We start from the raw sequence: 16,236 nt of genomic DNA, 5'->3' as shown, positions 1-16,236 counted from the left end.
TGCGCCAGCTCTGTTTTTTCGTTGTTGGTTAAATCGTATTCGCGAGCAGGCTCGCTCCCACAGGGGGATGCATTCCAAGGTGGGAGCGAGCCTGCTCGCGAAAGCGGTTTTTCAGCCGCCGATGATCTTCATGACGGTGGCACCGCCCGAAAATGCCACTTCCTGCTTGTCCCCCAACGCCTTGACCAACAAACGCTGGAGCGCCGGCAACGCCTCATGGCGCGGCTTGTCGAGGAGATCACCGACATAGTGGCGGTTGCTCGACGACAGGCAACCGTGCAGCCAACCGGTCGACGACAAGCGCAGGCGCGAGCACGTCCGGCAAAACGGCACGCTTTCATTGGCGATCACGCCGAAGTTGCCCATTCCCGGAATCGCGTAGCGCACGGCGGTAGCGTCCACGGGCGCATCGGTCTGCGCATATTCGTAGCGCTCGCCAATCAGCTCCAGCAACTGCTGCAGGCTGACGAACTGTTGCAGGAAGGCATTGTTGTCCTTGGCCAGATGACCCATGCGCATCAACTCGATGAAGCGCAGTTCGTATCCGCGCTCCAGGCAGTAATCCAGCAGCGGCATCACTTGATCAAGATTCTGCCCGCGCAACGGCACCATATTGACCTTGATCTTCATCCCCGCCGCTGCGGCTTGGTCCATGCCATCGAGCACGGTGGCCAGATCACCGCCACGGGCGATGCTGCGGAAAGCACTGGCATCAAGGGTATCAAGAGACACGTTGATCCGACGCAGGCCGGCATCGACCAGCAGCGGGAGTTTTTTCGCGAGGAGTTGGCCGTTGGTCGTCAGGCTAATGTCTTCCAGGCCCATCTTGCCGACGGCAGTCATGAACGATTCGAGCTTAGGACTGACCAGCGGCTCGCCACCCGTGATGCGCAGTCGTTCGATGCCGGCGGCTTCGATCAGATACGCCACGCCACGCGCCATGGCTTCGGCCGACAGTTCATCCTGCGCAGCCACCAACCGCTTGCCGTTGGGCACGCAGTAGGTACACGCGTAATTGCAGGCTGAGGTCAGGCTGATGCGCAAATTGCGAAAACGCCTGCCTTGACGGTCAACGATCATGATCACTCCGGCGAAAGAATTTCGAGCCGCTAAAACTTGACTCACAAATCAAGTTTTAGCAAGCCCTATGCCTGAGTATATTCCTGCGGTACTGCGTCATGTAGCGAAATCATGGCGCAATAAGGCGGCTGAATGGTTCAGCTGCTTGGGGTTTCCGGATCGCGCTTGCGCTTGTTGCCCATGCGCACGCCGATGTCCATCAGGAACTGGAAGAAACCTTCCTGATCTTCCAGCACATTGCTCCAGAACGGCGAGTGATACAGCGCAACAGCGCCGTGCACCAACGCCCAGGATGCGCAGTAATGGAAATACGGCGGCACGTCTTCGAGCTTGCCTTCGCTGATGCGGCCCTTGATCAACAAGGTCAGGCGTTCGAAGTTCGAGGCACGGATCTTGTGCAGCTCCTCGACCATTTCCGGGACCTGATTGCCCTTGACCACCTTCTCTTCGAGGCGGTCGAACAAGCGATAGCGCTGCGGGTCGCGCATGCGGAATTCGAAGTAGGCGCGGGACAGCGCTTCCTTGTCCTTGTCGACATCGGCCGAATGCAGCAGCTCGTTCAAATCCCGCTCGTAATCGAGCATCAGGCGCAGATAGATCTCGGCCTTGGATTTGAAGTGTTTGTAGATCGTGCCTTTGCCGATACCCACGGCATCAGCAATCATCTCGACGGTGACACTGTCTTCACCTTGGTCGAGGAACAGCTTGAGCGCGGTATCGAGAATTTCTTGCTCGCGGCGACGAAACTCACGGACCTTACGAGGTTCTTTGTGCATAAGAAAAGGTCTGAAGGGTCAAAATTCGAAGCCGCGTATTATGCCTAACTTGCGCAAAAATGCACGGATCATCCGACCATATCTGTGTTTCTTGTTCGTTTTGAGAACGTTTTGGGCGCAATGAGAACTCAACTGAAGCAAACGTATTCCAAATTTGTTTAAAAACCCCGACCGGCTTACTGGACTGCACGCCAGACTGATCAATACTTGAACTGTCGGGCGACATCTCCCCCAAGTGTCGCGCCGATAAAGGTACCAACGGACCGCGTGCCTTTGTTTTACTCCTAATGGTCTTAACCCGGATTCACCCCCCAGAACCCGGGTTTTTTTTGCCTGCGATTTGGCAAACGGCTACTGGGCAGATTTAACACTCGCCAGCGGAAACAGACGCTTGAAGTTCTCGGTGGTCTGTTCGGCAAAGCGCTCGTAGTTTTCACCGCGCAGCATCGCCAGAAATTCCGCGACTTCACGCACGTATTGCGGCAGGTTCGGCTTGCCACGATAAGGAATCGGCGCCAGGTATGGCGAATCGGTTTCCACCAGCAGGCGATCCGCCGGCACCTTGCTCGCGACATCGCGCAATGCATCGGCATTGCGGAACGTGACAATCCCCGACAGGGAAATGTAATAGCCCATGTCCAGCGCAGCCTTGGCCATGTCCCAGTCTTCGGTGAAGCAATGCAGCACACCGGCCTGAGGTAACGCCGCTTCACGCAACAGCTCAAGGGTATCGGCGCGGGCGCCACGGGTGTGGATGATCACCGGTTTGCCAGTCTGCTGCGCCGCTTGCAGGTGCAGTCGGAAAGATTCCTGCTGTAGCTCGGCGGCTTCTGGCTCGTAGTGATAGTCCAGACCGGTTTCACCGATCGCCACTACCTTCGGGTGATTGAGTTCGTGCAACAGCCAATCCAGCGCAGGCGCCGCGCCCGGTTGCACATCGAGCGGATGCACGCCGACCGAACAATCGACGTCGTCGTAACGATCAGCCAGGGCTTTGACGTCGGCGGCGTTATCGGCACTCACGCCGATGCACAGAAAGTGCCCTACCCCGCGCTCACGTGCAGCAGCGAGTGCGGCATCCAGCGAGCCGTCATGGGCGGCGAGGTCGAGGCGATCAAGGTGACAATGGGAATCTACGAGCATAAAAAATACGGCTACTTACATCGTATGAGTGGGACGGTCGGACTTAAGCGCTCCGGCCAGATGGGTTTCGATGCGACTGCGCGCAGTGTTGTCGCCGTCGTTGAACTGCACGCCGACACCGGCGGCGCGGTTGCCTTGCGCACCTTTGGGGGTAATCCAGGTGACTTTGCCGGCGACCGGAATCTTCTCCGCTTCGTCCATCAAGTGCAGCAGCATGAACACCTCGTCGCCCAACTTGTAGCTCTTGTTGGTCGGGATGAACAGGCCGCCGTTCTTGATGAACGGCATGTAAGCGGCATACAGCACCGACTTGTCCTTGATGGTCAGGGACAGAATGCCGTTGCGCGGCCCCGGGCTTAAGGGTTCATTCATGTTGACCTCCACTGCTGATCTTCAGAGTCTAGGTACACATTCTTATCTTTGGCCAGGCAAACTCGCCCATTGCACCAACAGCGCTTCCAGCAGCAACGCCGGATTGAGGTTGGCTTTGCTCATGACTTTCTGCCGCTGAGCGAGAATCCAGTCCTGAATGTCGAGGACTTTGCCTTGGGCGCTCTTCTGCGCCAGATACTGCACCACTTTGCGCATGTCGGTCAGACCGAGGCCGGCTTCATCTTGGGTCAGTTGGTAGCGCAGGATCAGGCTCGACCAATCGCAGAACCAGTCGAACAGACGCAGCATAGGAATAGTTTTCCATTCCTCAGCCAGTTGCGTCGGCGATTGCTGCTGCTTGAGCAACTTCTTCACGCCTTCGACCACTTGCGCACGCTGTTCACGCACGCCCTGGGACTGCAGACTCACCGCCATCAACGGTGAACCGGCGGCCAGCGTCAGCAATTCGACGCGATCTTCTTCGGAACAGTCCGGCAGCGCCTGAGCCAGCCACTGCAGGCTCATCGCCTCGCCCGGCAATGGACAGGCCTGCTGCACGCAGCGGCTCTTGATCGTCGGCAGCAAACGGCTGGTCTGATGGCTGACCAACAGCAAAACCGTATCGCCGGACGGCTCTTCAAGGCTTTTCAGCAAGGCGTTGGCGGCGTTGATGTTCATCGCCTCGACCGGCTCGATCAGCACCACTTTGCGCCCGCCCAGTTGCGCGGTCTGCACCACGAAACTGACCAGATCACGCACCTGATCGACCTTGATGGCCTTGTCGGCTTCTTCCGGTTCGAGGATGTAGTTATCCGGGTGACTGCCGGCCTTGAGCAGCAGGCAGGATTTGCACTCGCCGCACGCTTCTGGCGTCGGACGCTGGCACAACAGACTCGCCATCAGACGCTCAGCCAAGGCGCGCTTGCCGATGCCGGCCGGGCCATGCAGCAGATAGGCGTGCGCGTGCTGCTTGCGCCCGGCCAGTTGCTGCCAGAGGCTGTCTTGCCACGGATAGGCCTCAGCCACGGGCCAGCTCCAGCAAGTTCGGAATCAGGGTATCCAGCGATTGCTGAACCTTGGCCAAGGGCTGACCGGCATCAATGCGCACATAGCGCGAAGGATCGGCTTCAGCGCGCTTGAGAAACGCATTGCGCACCGCTTCGAAAAACGCCCGGCCTTCGAGTTCGAAACGATCCAGCCGACCCCGGGCACTGGCGCGGGCCAAACCGATTTCCACTGGCAGATCGAAAATCAGTGTCAGATCCGGACGCAGATCACCCTGTACGAAAGTTTCCAGCGTGGCGATGCGTTCCAGCGACAAACCGCGACCGCCGCCCTGATAGGCATAGGTCGAATCAGTGAAGCGGTCACACAGCACCACCGCGCCACGGGCCAATGCCGGGCGAATCACTTCGGCCAAATGCTGGGCGCGTGCAGCGAATACCAGCAACAGCTCGGCATCCGGGTTCATGACTTCGTCGGCCGGGGCCAGCAGCACGTCGCGGATCCGCTCGGCCAGTGGCGTACCGCCCGGCTCGCGGGTCAGCACCACTTCGATACCGGCGGCGCGCAGGCGCTCGGCGAGGTATTCGCGGTTGGTACTTTTGCCGGCCCCTTCCGGGCCTTCGAGGGTAATAAACAAGCCAGTCACAGGCAGTCCTTAATCACAGTCATTGCGCGTTTTGTGGTGCGGAATTTTCCGCAGCCGGGGCTGGCGCGGGTTCCTCGGCGGGAACTGGCGGCAACGCTTCCGGCGCTGTGTCCGGTGATGCTGCAGGAATCGCATCTTGCGCAGCCGGCGCCGCTTCAGGTGTTACCGCCGGCGCCGGGCTGGAACGGTAATCCGCGCGACGCTTGAGCTGATACTCGCGCACCGCATTGTTGTGCGCATCCAGATCGTCAGAGAACACATGACTGCCGTCGCCACGGGCCACGAAGTACAAACTCGTCCCTTCGACCGGGTTCAACGCAGCGTGAATCGCTTCACGGCCGACCATCGCAATCGGTGTCGGTGGCAGCCCGGGAATCACGTACGTGTTGTACGCCGTCGGCTCTTTCAGATGCGCGCGGGTCAGCTTGCCGGTGTAGCGATCACCCAAGCCATAAATGACGGTCGGATCGGTCTGCAATTGCATGCCCAGCGCCATTCGCCGCACGAAGACGCCGGCAATCTGCCCGCGCTCCTGCGGCACGCCGGTCTCTTTCTCGACCAGCGACGCCATGATCAGCGCTTGATAGGGTTCGGAGTACGGTGCATCGGCTGAACGTTTTTCCCATTCACTGGCCAGCACTTCGTCGAGACGCTCAAAAGCTTTCTTCAGCAGCTCGGCATCGGACATGCCGCGCACGAAGCGATAGGTATCAGGGAAGAAACGTCCTTCCGGGAACAAACCCTTGTGGCCGATCTTCGCCATGACGTCGCTGTCGCTCAAACCGTTGAGGGTCTGTTCGATCTTCTCGTCTTTGGCCAATGCGGCGCGCACTTGATGGAAATTCCAGCCTTCGACCAGGGTCAGGCTGTACTGAAGCACGTCGCCCCGCTTCCACAAGTCGATCAGACCGTTGACGGTCATGCCCGGTTGCATGCGGTATTCGCCGCTGTGGATCGGTGTCCCGGCGAGGTTGAAGCGCCAATAGACCCGCAGCCAGAACGCGTCCTTGATGACGCCATCGGTTTCGAGTGCAAGGAAAGTACGGGTCGGTGTCGAGCCTTTCTTCACATCCAGCAATTCTTCCTGCGTGATGTTCAGAGGCTGTTCCAGTGCGGAGTGAATCTTCCAGGCGCTGGCGCCCAGCAACAGCCCTGCCAGAACCAGTCCGGTTTCCAGCAGCAGCAAAAGTTTACGTCTCACTAATCAGGCATCCAGTAGGGCGCGGGCAATGGTTTGCAGTTTACGGGTGAGCGGGCCAACCGGCCAGCTCAGTGCAGCGTAGGCGCGTACCGGCCAGACGCCATAAACGCTATTGCAGAGAAAGACTTCGTCGGCCCATTGCAGCTGTTCGAGGCTGATGTCGGCGATTTGTGTGGGGATGGCCAATGACTCGGCCTGAAACAATATTTCGGCGCGCATCACGCCGGCCACGCCGCAGCGCTTCAAGTCCGGGGTGATCAATACACCGTCGCGCACCAGAAATACATTGCTGAACACGCCCTCAATCACTCGACCGGCCTGATCGAGCATCAAGCCTTCGGCGTGATCGCTGTCCTGCCATTCGGCGCGGGCGAGCACCTGTTCAAGGCGATTGAGGTGTTTGAGTCCGGCGAGTAACGGCTGTTTGGCCAGGCGCGTGCTGCACGGGAACAGGCGAACGCCGTGGTCTGCATGAACAGCAGGATAAGCCGCCGGTGGATTGCCTTGCAGAATGCGTCGGCCCGGCGCCGTAGGGTCGGGCGCATAACCGCGCAAGCCGTCGCCACGGGTGAGGATGAGCTTGAGCACGCCCTCGCCCAGCGCTGCCGCGTAGCTCAGCAGCTCTTGGCGAACCAGCTCGATATCCGCCGCGATGGCCAGACGCGCGCAGCCATCGGCCAGGCGCGTCAGGTGCCGATCCAGCAGGATTGGCTGACCGTTGCGCACAGCGAGGGTCTCGAACAGACCGTCGCCGTAAGCCAGGCCGCGATCTTTCAGCGACAGACTGTCAGCCGGTTGACCGTCGACCCAGCAGTCCATCAGCCTGCGAACCGACGGAACGCCAGTGTGCCGTTGGTGCCGCCAAAACCGAAGGAGTTGGACAGCACGACATCGATGTCCATGTTGCGCGCGGTGTGCGGCACGAAGTCGAGATCGCAGCCTTCGTCCGGCTCATCGAGGTTGATGGTTGGCGGCGCTACCTGGCTGTTGATTGCCAGTACGCTGAAGATCGCTTCGACCGCGCCCGCGGCACCCAACAGGTGACCGGTCATCGACTTGGTCGAGCTGACCGCCAGGTTGTAGGCGTGATCGCCGAACACGGACTTGATCGCATTGGCTTCGGCGAGGTCGCCGGCCGGTGTCGATGTGCCGTGAGCGTTGATGTATTGCACTTGATCGATGTTGATTTTGGCATCGCGCAACGCGTTGGTGATGCAGCGTGCTGCACCGGCGCCGTCGGCCGGTGGCGAGGTCATGTGGAACGCATCGCCGCTGGTACCAAAGCCGATCAGCTCGGCGTAGATGGTCGCGCCACGTGCCTTGGCGTGCTCCAGTTCTTCGAGCACCAGAGCACCGGCACCGTCGGACAGGACGAAGCCATCGCGGCCCTTGTCCCATGGACGGCTGGCGCGGGTTGGTTCGTCGTTGCGGGTCGACAGCGCACGGGACGCGCCGAAGCCGCCCATGCCCAGACCGCACGCGGCCATTTCGGCACCGCCGGCAATCATCACGTCGGCTTCGTCGTACATGATGTTGCGCGCCGCCATGCCGATGCAGTGCGTACCGGTGGTGCACGCTGTGGCGATGGCGTAGTTAGGTCCCTGTGCGCCCAGATGGATGGACAGGAAACCGGAAATCATATTGATGATCGAGCCTGGCACGAAGAATGGCGAGATTCGACGCGGGCCCGTCTCATGCAGAGTACGGCTGGTTTCTTCGATGTTGGTCAGACCGCCAATGCCTGAACCCATGGCCACGCCAATGCGTTCACGGTTGGCGTCAGTGACTTCCAGACCGGCATTGCGCACGGCTTGAAAGCCTGCGGCGAGGCCGTACTGAATGAACAGGTCGAGCTTGCGCGCTTCCTTGACCGACAGGTATTCCTCGACATTGAAACCCTTTACCGAGCCGCCAAAGCGGGTGGAATAGGCAGAAAGGTCGGTGTGTTCGATCAGACCAATGCCACTGCGGCCAGCCAGAATGCCCTGCCAACTGCTCGGCACATCCGTGCCCAGTGGCGACAACATACCCATACCGGTGACTACGACGCGTCTACGCGACACAGCACTCTCCTTTTTCAAATGACGACGACTTTGCATCAGGCCTAAAGAAAAAACCGCACGCCATGATGGCAGTGCGGTTTTTCCATGACAGCAAACAACGATTACAAACTATTACGCCTGGTGGCTAGTAACGTAGTCGATTGCAGCTTGTACAGTAGTGATCTTTTCAGCTTCTTCGTCAGGGATTTCGGTCTCGAATTCCTCTTCCAGAGCCATCACCAGCTCAACGGTGTCAAGGGAGTCGGCACCCAGGTCTTCTACGAAGGAAGCGGTGTTAACCACTTCTTCTTCTTTAACACCCAGTTGCTCGGCAACGATTTTCTTGACGCGCTCTTCGATGGTGCTCATACCTTGTTTTCACTCCTAATGGACAAATTCAGGCAGCTGGCCAGTGGGTAAGTGTATAGAAAGACTTTTCAGCTTTTCAACTGAAAGCTTCACTCCTCAAACCCTGCGACCCTCTGCCTATAAATAGATTGCAGCTTTATAACGGATTTTAGACAGCTCGTATGACATTTTTTTGAAGCAATCCGTCACATTTTACTTACATGTACATCCCACCGTTCACCGGGATTGTAGCCCCAGTGACGTATGCCGCACCGTCGGATGCAAGAAAAGCGACCACGGACGCGATCTCTTGAGCTTGTCCCAGACGACCCAGCGGAATCTGCGTCTGCAAGGCTTCACGCTGTGCTTCAGGCAGTTCGCGGGTCATATCGGTGTCGATAAACCCTGGGGTTACCGAGTTGACCGTAATCGAACGCGAACCGACTTCACGCGCCATTGCACGGCTGAAACCTTCCAGACCGGCCTTGGCGGCTGCATAGTTTACTTGGCCAGCGTTGCCCATGGCACCCACTACCGAGCCAATACTGATAATTCGACCCCAGCGAGCCTTGGTCATGCCGCGCAGAACGCCCTTGGACAGGCGGAATAGACTGTTCAGGTTGGTATCGATCACGTCGTACCACTCATCGTCTTTCATGCGCATCATCAGGTTATCGCGGGTGATACCGGCATTATTGACCAGGATCGCCACTGGCGCACCGAACTGCTCCTGAATGCTTGCCAGCACAGCGCTGACCGATTCATCGCTGGTTACGTTCAGCTCAAGGCCAGTGCCCTGAATACCGTTTTCCTTCAGGGTCGCGGCAATGCGCTCGGCGCCCGAAGCGGAGGTCGCGGTGCCAACAACAATGGCGCCCTGACGACCCAGTTCCAGCGCAATGGCCTGGCCAATGCCGCGGCTTGCACCGGTGACCAGTGCAACTTTACCTTGCAGACTCATGCAAGTTTCTCCTGATTCAGGCTTGTGCTGCGCGAGCGGCAGCGAAAGCGTCTGGGGTATTGAGGTTGGAAGTCGCCACGCCTTCGGCGCAACGTTTGTTCAGACCGGCCAGCACTTTGCCCGGGCCGCATTCGACCAGATTGGTCGCGCCTTTGGCGGCCAGAGTCTGTACCGACTCGACCCAGCGTACTGGCTTGTACAGTTGTTCGAGCAGATCACGTTTGAGGGTTTCCAGATCGGCCGGCACTTGTGCGCTGACGTTCTGTACCACTGGGATCTGCGGCGCCTGCCAGTCGATGGCGGCGATGGATTCGGCAAAACGCTCGGCAGCCGGGCGCATCAGCTCGCAGTGCGACGGCACGCTCACTGGCAGTGGCATGGCACGCTTGGCGCCACGAGCCTTGCAGCCTTCGATGGCGCGTTCAACGGCAGCTTTGGCGCCGGCGATGACCACTTGGCCCGGCGAATTGAAGTTGACCGCACTGACCACTTCACCTTGCGCAGCTTCTGCGCAGGCAGCCAGCACGTCAGCATCTTCCAGACCGAGAATGGCAGCCATGCCACCCTGCCCGGCCGGAACCGCTTCCTGCATCAGTTGACCACGGCGCTCAACGAGCTTCACCGCGTCAGCCAGTGTCAGGCTGCCAGCGGCAACCAGCGCGCTGTATTCACCAAGGCTGTGACCGGCAACAAAGGCCGGACGCGCGCCACCTTCCGCCAGCCACAGACGCCACAGGGCGATCGAAGCGGTCAGAATGGCCGGTTGGGTTTTGTCGGTTTGATTGAGCAGCTCTTCCGGACCTTGCTGGGTCAGCGCCCAAAGGTCATAGCCCAGAGCCTCAGAGGCTTCTTTGAATGTTTCGAGGATCAACGGATATTCCGCGCCCAGCTCGGCCAGCATGCCGAGGGACTGCGAACCCTGTCCTGGAAAGACGAATGCGAGGGAAGCAGACATGTAACAAGCCCCTAATGATCTTGTCGTCGAAAAATGACGCCCCGCTGAGGGACGCAAGAAACTGACAGTTTGGATGGCCCTTTGAACCGGGCGGTCACATTTAAGCATTGTCCGACGAAAACGCCTAAGACAACAGATCCTCCAGACGGCCGTGAAGGCGCTCAGGCAAGTTCTCCTGGATCTCGATCAGCGCGCGTTGAATCGCACTCTGGAAGCCCTGCACCCCGGCCGAACCGTGACTTTTCACCACGATCCCCTGCAAACCCAGAAAGCTTGCGCCGTTATGTCGCGCCGGCGCCAGATCTGCCTGCAACCGCTTCATCAACGGCAGCGCCAAGGCACCGATGGCGCGCGAGGCCAGATTCTTTTTGAACAGCGCTTCAATGCGTGCAGCAATCATCGTCGCCAGGCCTTCGCTGGACTTGAGCAGGATGTTGCCGACAAAACCGTCGCAAACCACCACATCCGCCTCACCACGATACAACCCGTCGCCTTCAATGAAGCCGATGTAGTTGATGCCGCGAGCAGCCTGCAGCAGCGTCGCCGCCAGCTTGACCTGTTGATTGCCCTTGATGTCTTCGGTGCCGATATTCAGCAACGCCACGCGCGGACGATTGATGCCCAGCGTTTGCGCCGCCACCGACCCCATCACTGCAAACTGCAGCAGATGCTCGGCACTGCAATCGACGTTGGCGCCCAGATCGAGCAACTGGCAAAAACCCTTCTGCGTCGGAATCGCCGCCACCATCGCCGGACGATCAATACCCGGCAAGGTTTTCAACACGAATCGCGACAACGCCATCAACGCACCGGTATTGCCGGCACTGACGCAGGCCTGAGCCTTGCCATCGCGCACCAGTTCCAGGGCAATACGCATTGACGAGTCCGGCTTGCCACGCAGGGCCTGGGTCGGTTTTTCATCCATGGTGATGACTTCGCTGGCACCGACAATCGTCAGGCGCGCGCGATCGGCAGCCGATTGGCCGTGGATCAATTCTTCAAGAAGGGAGGGTTGACCGACGAGGGTCAGGTGCAGCGAGGGTGTAGCAGACAGGCAAGCGAGACTGGCCTGGACAATGCTGCGGGGACCGAAGTCCCCGCCCATTGCGTCAATCGCGATGACTTGAGCGGACAAGTGATTACTCGTCAGCGCCCTTGTCGATCACTTTACGGCCACGGTATACGCCTTCTGGCGATACGTGGTGACGCAGGTGAACTTCACCAGTGGTTTTTTCTACAGACAGAGTGCTAGCCTCGAGAGCGTCGTGCGAACGGCGCATGTCACGGGCAGAGCGGGATTTTTTGTTCTGCTGAACAGCCATAATTGATTAACTCCTAAACGTTTGGGTCACGCTTTAACTGCGCCAATACACTGAACGGGTTGGACCGCGTTGACTCGTCCTCGCTCGGTTCGGGCTCATCGAGACCCGCCGGCTGCTGGCATTCTTCCGGATGATGAGCAGGCACAATAGGCAAGGCAAGCAGAAGCTCCTCCTCGACCAGTGACTGCAGATCCAATGGATCTTCGCCCAGTTCCAGCACGTCATAACCTTTCGGCAACGACTGGGTATTCGCACCCTCCTTCACTACAGCGTAACTGCATTCGCTGTGGATCGGCAGGGTGACCAGCTCAAGACAACGCTGGCAAACCATTTTGACTTCGGTGTCGATAAAGCTGTGGATTACCACAGATTTACGTTCATCTCGTTCAAAAACGAATTTCGCCTGCACCGTACCGACATCGTCGGAAAGCGGGTCGCAGAGTCTCTTCAAATCGGCCAGCAGCAGTTCACCTTGAAGGGTGGTGCCACGGTCAGCCAATTTGCGCGGGTCAACGTGAGGTGGAATCGGGTCATTCAACATAGGCGCAGCATTATAGGGATGCACCCACCCATGTCAAAGGAAATTGTGCCCTGTCCGTCACTTGCGTGCCTCCGCTAGAATCTGCACCTGCCTCAGGAGACGCGAATGTTGCCTTTATTACTCGCTTCAAGCTCGACCTATCGTCGGGAATTGCTCGCCCGCCTGCACCTACCGTTCGTCTGCAGCTCACCGGACATCGATGAAAGTCATCGCCCGGGCGAGTCAGCCATCGAACTGGTCAAACGCCTTGCCGAGCAAAAAGCCCGGGCACTGGCCGACAGCCATCCCGCCCACCTGATCATCGGCTCAGACCAGGTTGCTGTACTCGGCGATCAGATCATCGGCAAGCCGCACACCTTCGAGAAGGCTCGCGAGCAACTGATGGCAGCCAGTGGCGCCAGCGTGAGTTTCCTGACCGGCCTGGCACTGCTCAACAGCCAGACCGGTCAGTGCCAAGTCGATTGCGTGCCGTTCACGGTTCACATGCGCACACTGGATCAGGCAAGCATCGAACGTTACTTGCGCATCGAGCAGCCTTACGACTGCGCTGGCAGCTTCAAAGCTGAAAGTCTCGGCGTGAGCCTGTTCCAATCCACCGAAGGCCCTGATGCCACCAGCCTGATTGGCCTGCCACTGATTCGCCTGATCGACATGTTGCTCGCTGAAGGCGTGCAGATTCCCTGACCCACAAAAAACCGGCCATCAAGGCCGGTTTTTTTGCAGCAGTTCGTTAGCGCAACGAAGGCCCGTGGAAACCCATCCACATCGCCAACTGCTCAGCGACACTGGCACCCAGCTTCTTCGAGAAGCGATCAAACGGCGATTCCTGAACGGTGAAGTCCACCAGCTCCTTCTCGCCGATCACATCGCGCGCCACCGAGCTGGCATTGCCCAGACCATCGATCAAGCCCAGCGGCAACGCCTGCTCTCCGGACCAGACCAATCCGGAGAACAGCTCTGGATGATCCTTGTCTTTCAGACGATCGCCACGCCCCTGCTTGACGCTGTTGATGAACTGTTTGTGCGTGGTATCCAGCACCGTCTGCCAGAACGCTGTTTCTTCAGGCTTCTGCGGCTGGAATGGGTCGAGGAACGACTTGTGCTCGCCCGAGGTGTACGTACGACGCTCGACACCCAGCTTCTCCATGGTGCCGACAAAACCGTAACCGGCCGCCGTCACACCAATCGAACCGACCAGACTCGCCTTGTCGGCATAGATCTGATCCGCCGCACTGGCGATGTAATAGGCACCGGAGGCACCGAGATCGGAAATCACCGCATACAGCTTGGTATCCGGATGCAGGGCGCGCAGGCGCTTGATTTCGTCATAGACATAACCCGACTGCACCGGACTGCCGCCAGGGCTGTTGATCCGCAGAATCACGCCCTTGACCTTCTTGTCCTCGAACGCAGCACGCAGACTGCCGACAATATTATCGGCGCTGGCCGGCTCCTTGTCGGCGATCACCCCGGTGACATCGATCAACGCGGTGTAGTTGTCACTGCGGGTGGCGCTCTTTTCCATGTCCATCAGCGGCGTGAACAGGATCAGCGCAACAAACAGATAAACAAAGGTCAGCAGCTTGAAGAAGATGCCCCAGCGGCGCGAACGGCGCTGTTCCTGCACGCCGGCGAGCAGCGTTTTTTCCAACAGTTTCCAGCTTTTCTGGTCACCGTCGTCGGCACTTGCCTTGGCCGGTGCCTTCCATTCATCGGTCATGCCATTCACCCCAGCAAAAACGTATTAAGCCCGCTGCCCCAGCCAGGCATGCAATTCGGAAAAACGGTCGATCGACAGGCGCGGCTCGAACTGTTGCAGCGACGCGATCGATTGCGCGCCATAACTGACCGCCACCGAGTCCATCCCCGCGTTGCGCGCCATCAGTAGATCGAAGGACGAATCGCCGACCATCAGCGCCTGCTCCGCACGCACACCACAATGAGCGAGGATCTGCTCCAGCATCAGAGGGTGCGGCTTGCTGGCAGTTTCATCGGCGGCACGGGTGATGTCGAAATAATCTTCCCAGCCATTGGCTTTGAGCACCCGATCCAGCCCGCGACGATTCTTGCCGGTCGCGACAGCCAAGTGATAACCCTGCTCGCGAAAGGACGCCATCGACTCGACGACACCCTCGAACAACGGCGAAGGCACAGCTTCAGCGGCGATGTAGTGATCGGCGTAGTACTCGCGGAACAGGGTCATTTCAGCGTCACTGATTTCCGGATACAGGGTGCGGATCGCCTCGGGCAAGCCCAAACCGATGATGCCTTTGACGGCGAAATCATCGCGCAACTCGAAACCGGAGCGCCCCGACGCCGAATGCATCGCCTCAACGATCCGATGAATGGAGTCGGCCAGCGTGCCGTCCCAATCGAAAATCAGCAGTTTGTAATCAGATGGGCGCACTCAATCGCTCCACGGTCTTGGCCCACATTTCATCGACCGGCGCCTGTAAGGTCAGCTTGCCGCCATCGGGCAGCGGCACGGTCAGCATGTACGCGTGGAGGAACAGGCGCTTGCCGCCCAGATCGCGGATTTCCTTGGTGAAATCCTCATCGCCATACTTGCTGTCACCCGCAATGCAATGGCCAGCATGCAAGGTGTGCACGCGAATCTGGTGGGTGCGACCGGTAACCGGCTTGGCCTCGACCATGGTGGCGAAATCACCGAAGCGGCGCAGCACCTTGAACATCGTCAGGGCTTCTTTGCCTTCGTCGTTGACTTCGACCATGCGCTCGCCGGAACGCAGATTGCTCTTGAGCAATGGCGCGCTGACTTTCTTGATCGAGGTCGCCCAGTTGCCGCGCACCAGCGCCATGTAGCGCTTGTCGACGCCATCGCCGCGCAATTGCTCATGCAAGTGACGCAACATGCTGCGTTTTTTCGCAATCATCAGCAGGCCGGAGGTGTCACGGTCGAGACGGTGCACCAGCTCCAGCTCTTTGGCATCGGGACGCAACTGACGAAAGGCTTCGATTACGCCGAAGTTCAAGCCGCTGCCACCGTGAACTGCAATGCCGGCGGGCTTGTTGATCACGATCAGGGCTTTGTCTTCGAAGACAATCGAAGCTTCCAGGCGCTGCAACAAGCCTTGTGCCAGCGGCACCGGCTCGTCACGCTCAGGCACGCGAACCGGCGGCACGCGCACGATATCGCCGGCCTGCAGCTTGTATTCGGGCTTGATCCGACCTTTGTTCACGCGCACTTCGCCTTTACGCAAAATGCGGTAAATCAAGGTCTTGGGCACGCCTTTGAGCCGGGCGAGGAGAAAGTTGTCGATTCGTTGGCCGGCATACTCCGGCGAGACTTCAAGCAATTGAACGCCTGGAGTCGAAGGGGCAGTAGTTGTCATGCCGGCGATGATAACAATTTTTATGGAATTGAAGCACTTAATCATTGCTGCTATAGTCGCGAACGCCGCCAAAAGCGGCCTGGACAGCGGAACCACGGTCAAAAACCGGCCCTGACCATCGCAATTCACCAGGACGCGAGGCCGTCCTACGGGGCTTTCGCTACGTAACGGTGGAGTTTGCAGTTGTAACGAGCGCAGGTGACATGAGGCCTGAATTACACCGCCGAGCAGAGTTTTTACTCGCCTGGCAGGCACACATTCAAGGCCAGTTCACAAAGTGCAGTCAGCTGCCGATGACCCCGAGCGAATGCTTCGGAAACAACGCCTGAATTAGCCATGATGCGTGACCTCCCCTTTCGGAGCTCACGGTAAATGCCAACCCGCTGCGGATTCTGCGCGCGGCAGCACCCGAATTATCAGGGATACGTGTAGGGTGGAGATGCACAACCGCCGGACTGTGTAGCAATAGGCTTTATCAAGACGCTTCATCT

General features: G+C 58.7%; 19 protein-coding genes. 1 reads left to right on the top strand and 18 read right to left on the bottom strand.

Annotated elements, in window-relative coordinates; all coding sequences use genetic code 11:
- Positions 1 to 111: 111 nt before the first annotated feature.
- From ACQ4OE_RS11955 to ACQ4OE_RS11885, 15 genes are all read right to left on the bottom strand, one after another.
- Positions 112 to 1,080 carry a GTP 3',8-cyclase MoaA gene (locus tag ACQ4OE_RS11955; RefSeq protein ID WP_430946747.1) on the bottom strand — a complete coding sequence of 323 codons (969 nt, stop codon included), beginning with the start codon at positions 1,078 to 1,080 and terminating at the stop codon, positions 112 to 114.
- Between the two features lie 137 nt (positions 1,081 to 1,217).
- Entirely contained in the window at positions 1,218 to 1,856 is a 639-nt protein-coding gene (locus ACQ4OE_RS11950; RefSeq protein WP_007908276.1) for a TetR/AcrR family transcriptional regulator, read from the bottom strand.
- Positions 1,857 to 2,207: 351 nt separating this feature from the next.
- Positions 2,208 to 2,999: a TatD family hydrolase gene (locus ACQ4OE_RS11945; RefSeq protein ID WP_122592159.1), complete on the bottom strand. Its 792-nt coding sequence runs from the start codon at positions 2,997 to 2,999 to the stop codon at positions 2,208 to 2,210.
- A 15-nt stretch (positions 3,000 to 3,014) separates the two neighbouring features.
- Positions 3,015 to 3,371, bottom strand: a complete 357-nt coding sequence (locus ACQ4OE_RS11940) for a PilZ domain-containing protein (RefSeq protein ID WP_122592161.1) — start codon at positions 3,369 to 3,371, stop codon at positions 3,015 to 3,017.
- Between the two features lie 42 nt (positions 3,372 to 3,413).
- Positions 3,414 to 4,397 carry a DNA polymerase III subunit delta' gene (locus ACQ4OE_RS11935; protein WP_430946746.1) on the bottom strand — a complete coding sequence of 328 codons (984 nt, stop codon included), beginning with the start codon at positions 4,395 to 4,397 and terminating at the stop codon, positions 3,414 to 3,416.
- Entirely contained in the window at positions 4,390 to 5,022 is a 633-nt protein-coding gene (gene tmk / locus ACQ4OE_RS11930) for a dTMP kinase (RefSeq protein ID WP_430946745.1), read from the bottom strand. Before tmk ends, ACQ4OE_RS11935 begins: the two co-directional genes overlap by 8 nt.
- A gap of 19 nt (positions 5,023 to 5,041) precedes the next feature.
- A complete protein-coding gene (gene mltG / locus ACQ4OE_RS11925; RefSeq protein WP_430946744.1) occupies positions 5,042 to 6,223 on the bottom strand; it encodes an endolytic transglycosylase MltG in 1,182 nt (393 codons plus the stop codon).
- A gap of 3 nt (positions 6,224 to 6,226) precedes the next feature.
- Positions 6,227 to 7,042, bottom strand: a complete 816-nt coding sequence (gene pabC / locus ACQ4OE_RS11920) for an aminodeoxychorismate lyase (protein WP_430946743.1) — start codon at positions 7,040 to 7,042, stop codon at positions 6,227 to 6,229.
- Entirely contained in the window at positions 7,042 to 8,286 is a 1,245-nt protein-coding gene (fabF, locus tag ACQ4OE_RS11915; RefSeq protein WP_430946742.1) for a beta-ketoacyl-ACP synthase II, read from the bottom strand. Before fabF ends, pabC begins: the two co-directional genes overlap by 1 nt.
- Before the next feature lie 111 nt (positions 8,287 to 8,397).
- Entirely contained in the window at positions 8,398 to 8,634 is a 237-nt protein-coding gene (acpP, locus tag ACQ4OE_RS11910) for an acyl carrier protein (RefSeq protein WP_003175607.1), read from the bottom strand.
- Between the two features lie 196 nt (positions 8,635 to 8,830).
- Positions 8,831 to 9,574, bottom strand: coding sequence for a 3-oxoacyl-ACP reductase FabG (gene fabG, locus ACQ4OE_RS11905; RefSeq protein WP_008086267.1), 744 nt, complete (start codon positions 9,572 to 9,574; stop codon positions 8,831 to 8,833).
- Between the two features lie 16 nt (positions 9,575 to 9,590).
- Positions 9,591 to 10,529, bottom strand: coding sequence for an ACP S-malonyltransferase (fabD, locus tag ACQ4OE_RS11900; protein WP_034155355.1), 939 nt, complete (start codon positions 10,527 to 10,529; stop codon positions 9,591 to 9,593).
- A gap of 124 nt (positions 10,530 to 10,653) precedes the next feature.
- On the bottom strand, positions 10,654 to 11,664 hold the full coding sequence (gene plsX / locus ACQ4OE_RS11895) for a phosphate acyltransferase PlsX (protein ID WP_430946741.1): 1,011 nt from the start codon (positions 11,662 to 11,664) through the stop codon (positions 10,654 to 10,656).
- Between the two features lie 4 nt (positions 11,665 to 11,668).
- Positions 11,669 to 11,851 (bottom strand): 50S ribosomal protein L32, encoded by a 183-nt coding sequence (rpmF, locus tag ACQ4OE_RS11890; RefSeq protein WP_003179396.1) that lies wholly within the window; start codon positions 11,849 to 11,851, stop codon positions 11,669 to 11,671.
- A 13-nt stretch (positions 11,852 to 11,864) separates the two neighbouring features.
- The gene (locus ACQ4OE_RS11885) at positions 11,865 to 12,392 is read right to left on the bottom strand and encodes a YceD family protein (RefSeq protein WP_122592176.1); all 528 of its coding nucleotides are present in this window, start codon (positions 12,390 to 12,392) and stop codon (positions 11,865 to 11,867) included.
- A gap of 105 nt (positions 12,393 to 12,497) precedes the next feature.
- Here ACQ4OE_RS11885 and ACQ4OE_RS11880 point away from each other — a divergent pair, with 105 nt between their 5' ends.
- Positions 12,498 to 13,076: a Maf family protein gene (locus ACQ4OE_RS11880; RefSeq protein WP_430946740.1), complete on the top strand. Its 579-nt coding sequence runs from the start codon at positions 12,498 to 12,500 to the stop codon at positions 13,074 to 13,076.
- Positions 13,077 to 13,122: 46 nt separating this feature from the next.
- Here ACQ4OE_RS11880 and sppA read toward each other — a convergent pair whose 3' ends face one another.
- Genes sppA through rluC form a run of 3 tightly spaced genes read right to left on the bottom strand, consistent with a single transcriptional unit; the run spans position 13,123 to position 15,745 of the window.
- On the bottom strand, positions 13,123 to 14,112 hold the full coding sequence (sppA, locus tag ACQ4OE_RS11875; protein ID WP_430946739.1) for a signal peptide peptidase SppA: 990 nt from the start codon (positions 14,110 to 14,112) through the stop codon (positions 13,123 to 13,125).
- Positions 14,113 to 14,136: 24 nt separating this feature from the next.
- Positions 14,137 to 14,799, bottom strand: coding sequence for an HAD-IA family hydrolase (locus tag ACQ4OE_RS11870; protein ID WP_430946738.1), 663 nt, complete (start codon positions 14,797 to 14,799; stop codon positions 14,137 to 14,139).
- Positions 14,786 to 15,745 carry a 23S rRNA pseudouridine(955/2504/2580) synthase RluC gene (rluC, locus tag ACQ4OE_RS11865; protein ID WP_034155359.1) on the bottom strand — a complete coding sequence of 320 codons (960 nt, stop codon included), beginning with the start codon at positions 15,743 to 15,745 and terminating at the stop codon, positions 14,786 to 14,788. Before rluC ends, ACQ4OE_RS11870 begins: the two co-directional genes overlap by 14 nt.
- Positions 15,746 to 16,236: the final 491 nt, after the last annotated feature.

It is taken from the genome of Pseudomonas sp. WC2 (assembly GCF_050586545.1).
In the GTDB taxonomy this organism is placed as follows: Bacteria; Pseudomonadota; Gammaproteobacteria; order Pseudomonadales; family Pseudomonadaceae; genus Aquipseudomonas.
This window is presented reverse-complemented; position numbering and strand designations above follow the sequence as displayed.

Coding starts and splice junctions, on each gene's coding strand:
- fabD (WP_034155355.1), bottom strand. CDS start 10,529: ATGTCTGCTTCCCTCGCATTCGTCTTTCCAGGACAGGGTTCGCAGTCC.
- fabG (WP_008086267.1), bottom strand. CDS start 9,574: ATGAGTCTGCAAGGTAAAGTTGCACTGGTCACCGGTGCAAGCCGCGGC.
- rluC (WP_034155359.1), bottom strand. CDS start 15,745: ATGACAACTACTGCCCCTTCGACTCCAGGCGTTCAATTGCTTGAAGTC.
- ACQ4OE_RS11940 (WP_122592161.1), bottom strand. CDS start 3,371: ATGAATGAACCCTTAAGCCCGGGGCCGCGCAACGGCATTCTGTCCCTG.
- ACQ4OE_RS11950 (WP_007908276.1), bottom strand. CDS start 1,856: ATGCACAAAGAACCTCGTAAGGTCCGTGAGTTTCGTCGCCGCGAGCAA.
- ACQ4OE_RS11945 (WP_122592159.1), bottom strand. CDS start 2,999: ATGCTCGTAGATTCCCATTGTCACCTTGATCGCCTCGACCTCGCCGCC.
- ACQ4OE_RS11955 (WP_430946747.1), bottom strand. CDS start 1,080: ATGATCGTTGACCGTCAAGGCAGGCGTTTTCGCAATTTGCGCATCAGC.
- sppA (WP_430946739.1), bottom strand. CDS start 14,112: ATGACCGATGAATGGAAGGCACCGGCCAAGGCAAGTGCCGACGACGGT.
- pabC (WP_430946743.1), bottom strand. CDS start 7,042: ATGGACTGCTGGGTCGACGGTCAACCGGCTGACAGTCTGTCGCTGAAA.
- ACQ4OE_RS11885 (WP_122592176.1), bottom strand. CDS start 12,392: ATGTTGAATGACCCGATTCCACCTCACGTTGACCCGCGCAAATTGGCT.
- rpmF (WP_003179396.1), bottom strand. CDS start 11,851: ATGGCTGTTCAGCAGAACAAAAAATCCCGCTCTGCCCGTGACATGCGC.
- ACQ4OE_RS11880 (WP_430946740.1), top strand. CDS start 12,498: ATGTTGCCTTTATTACTCGCTTCAAGCTCGACCTATCGTCGGGAATTG.
- acpP (WP_003175607.1), bottom strand. CDS start 8,634: ATGAGCACCATCGAAGAGCGCGTCAAGAAAATCGTTGCCGAGCAACTG.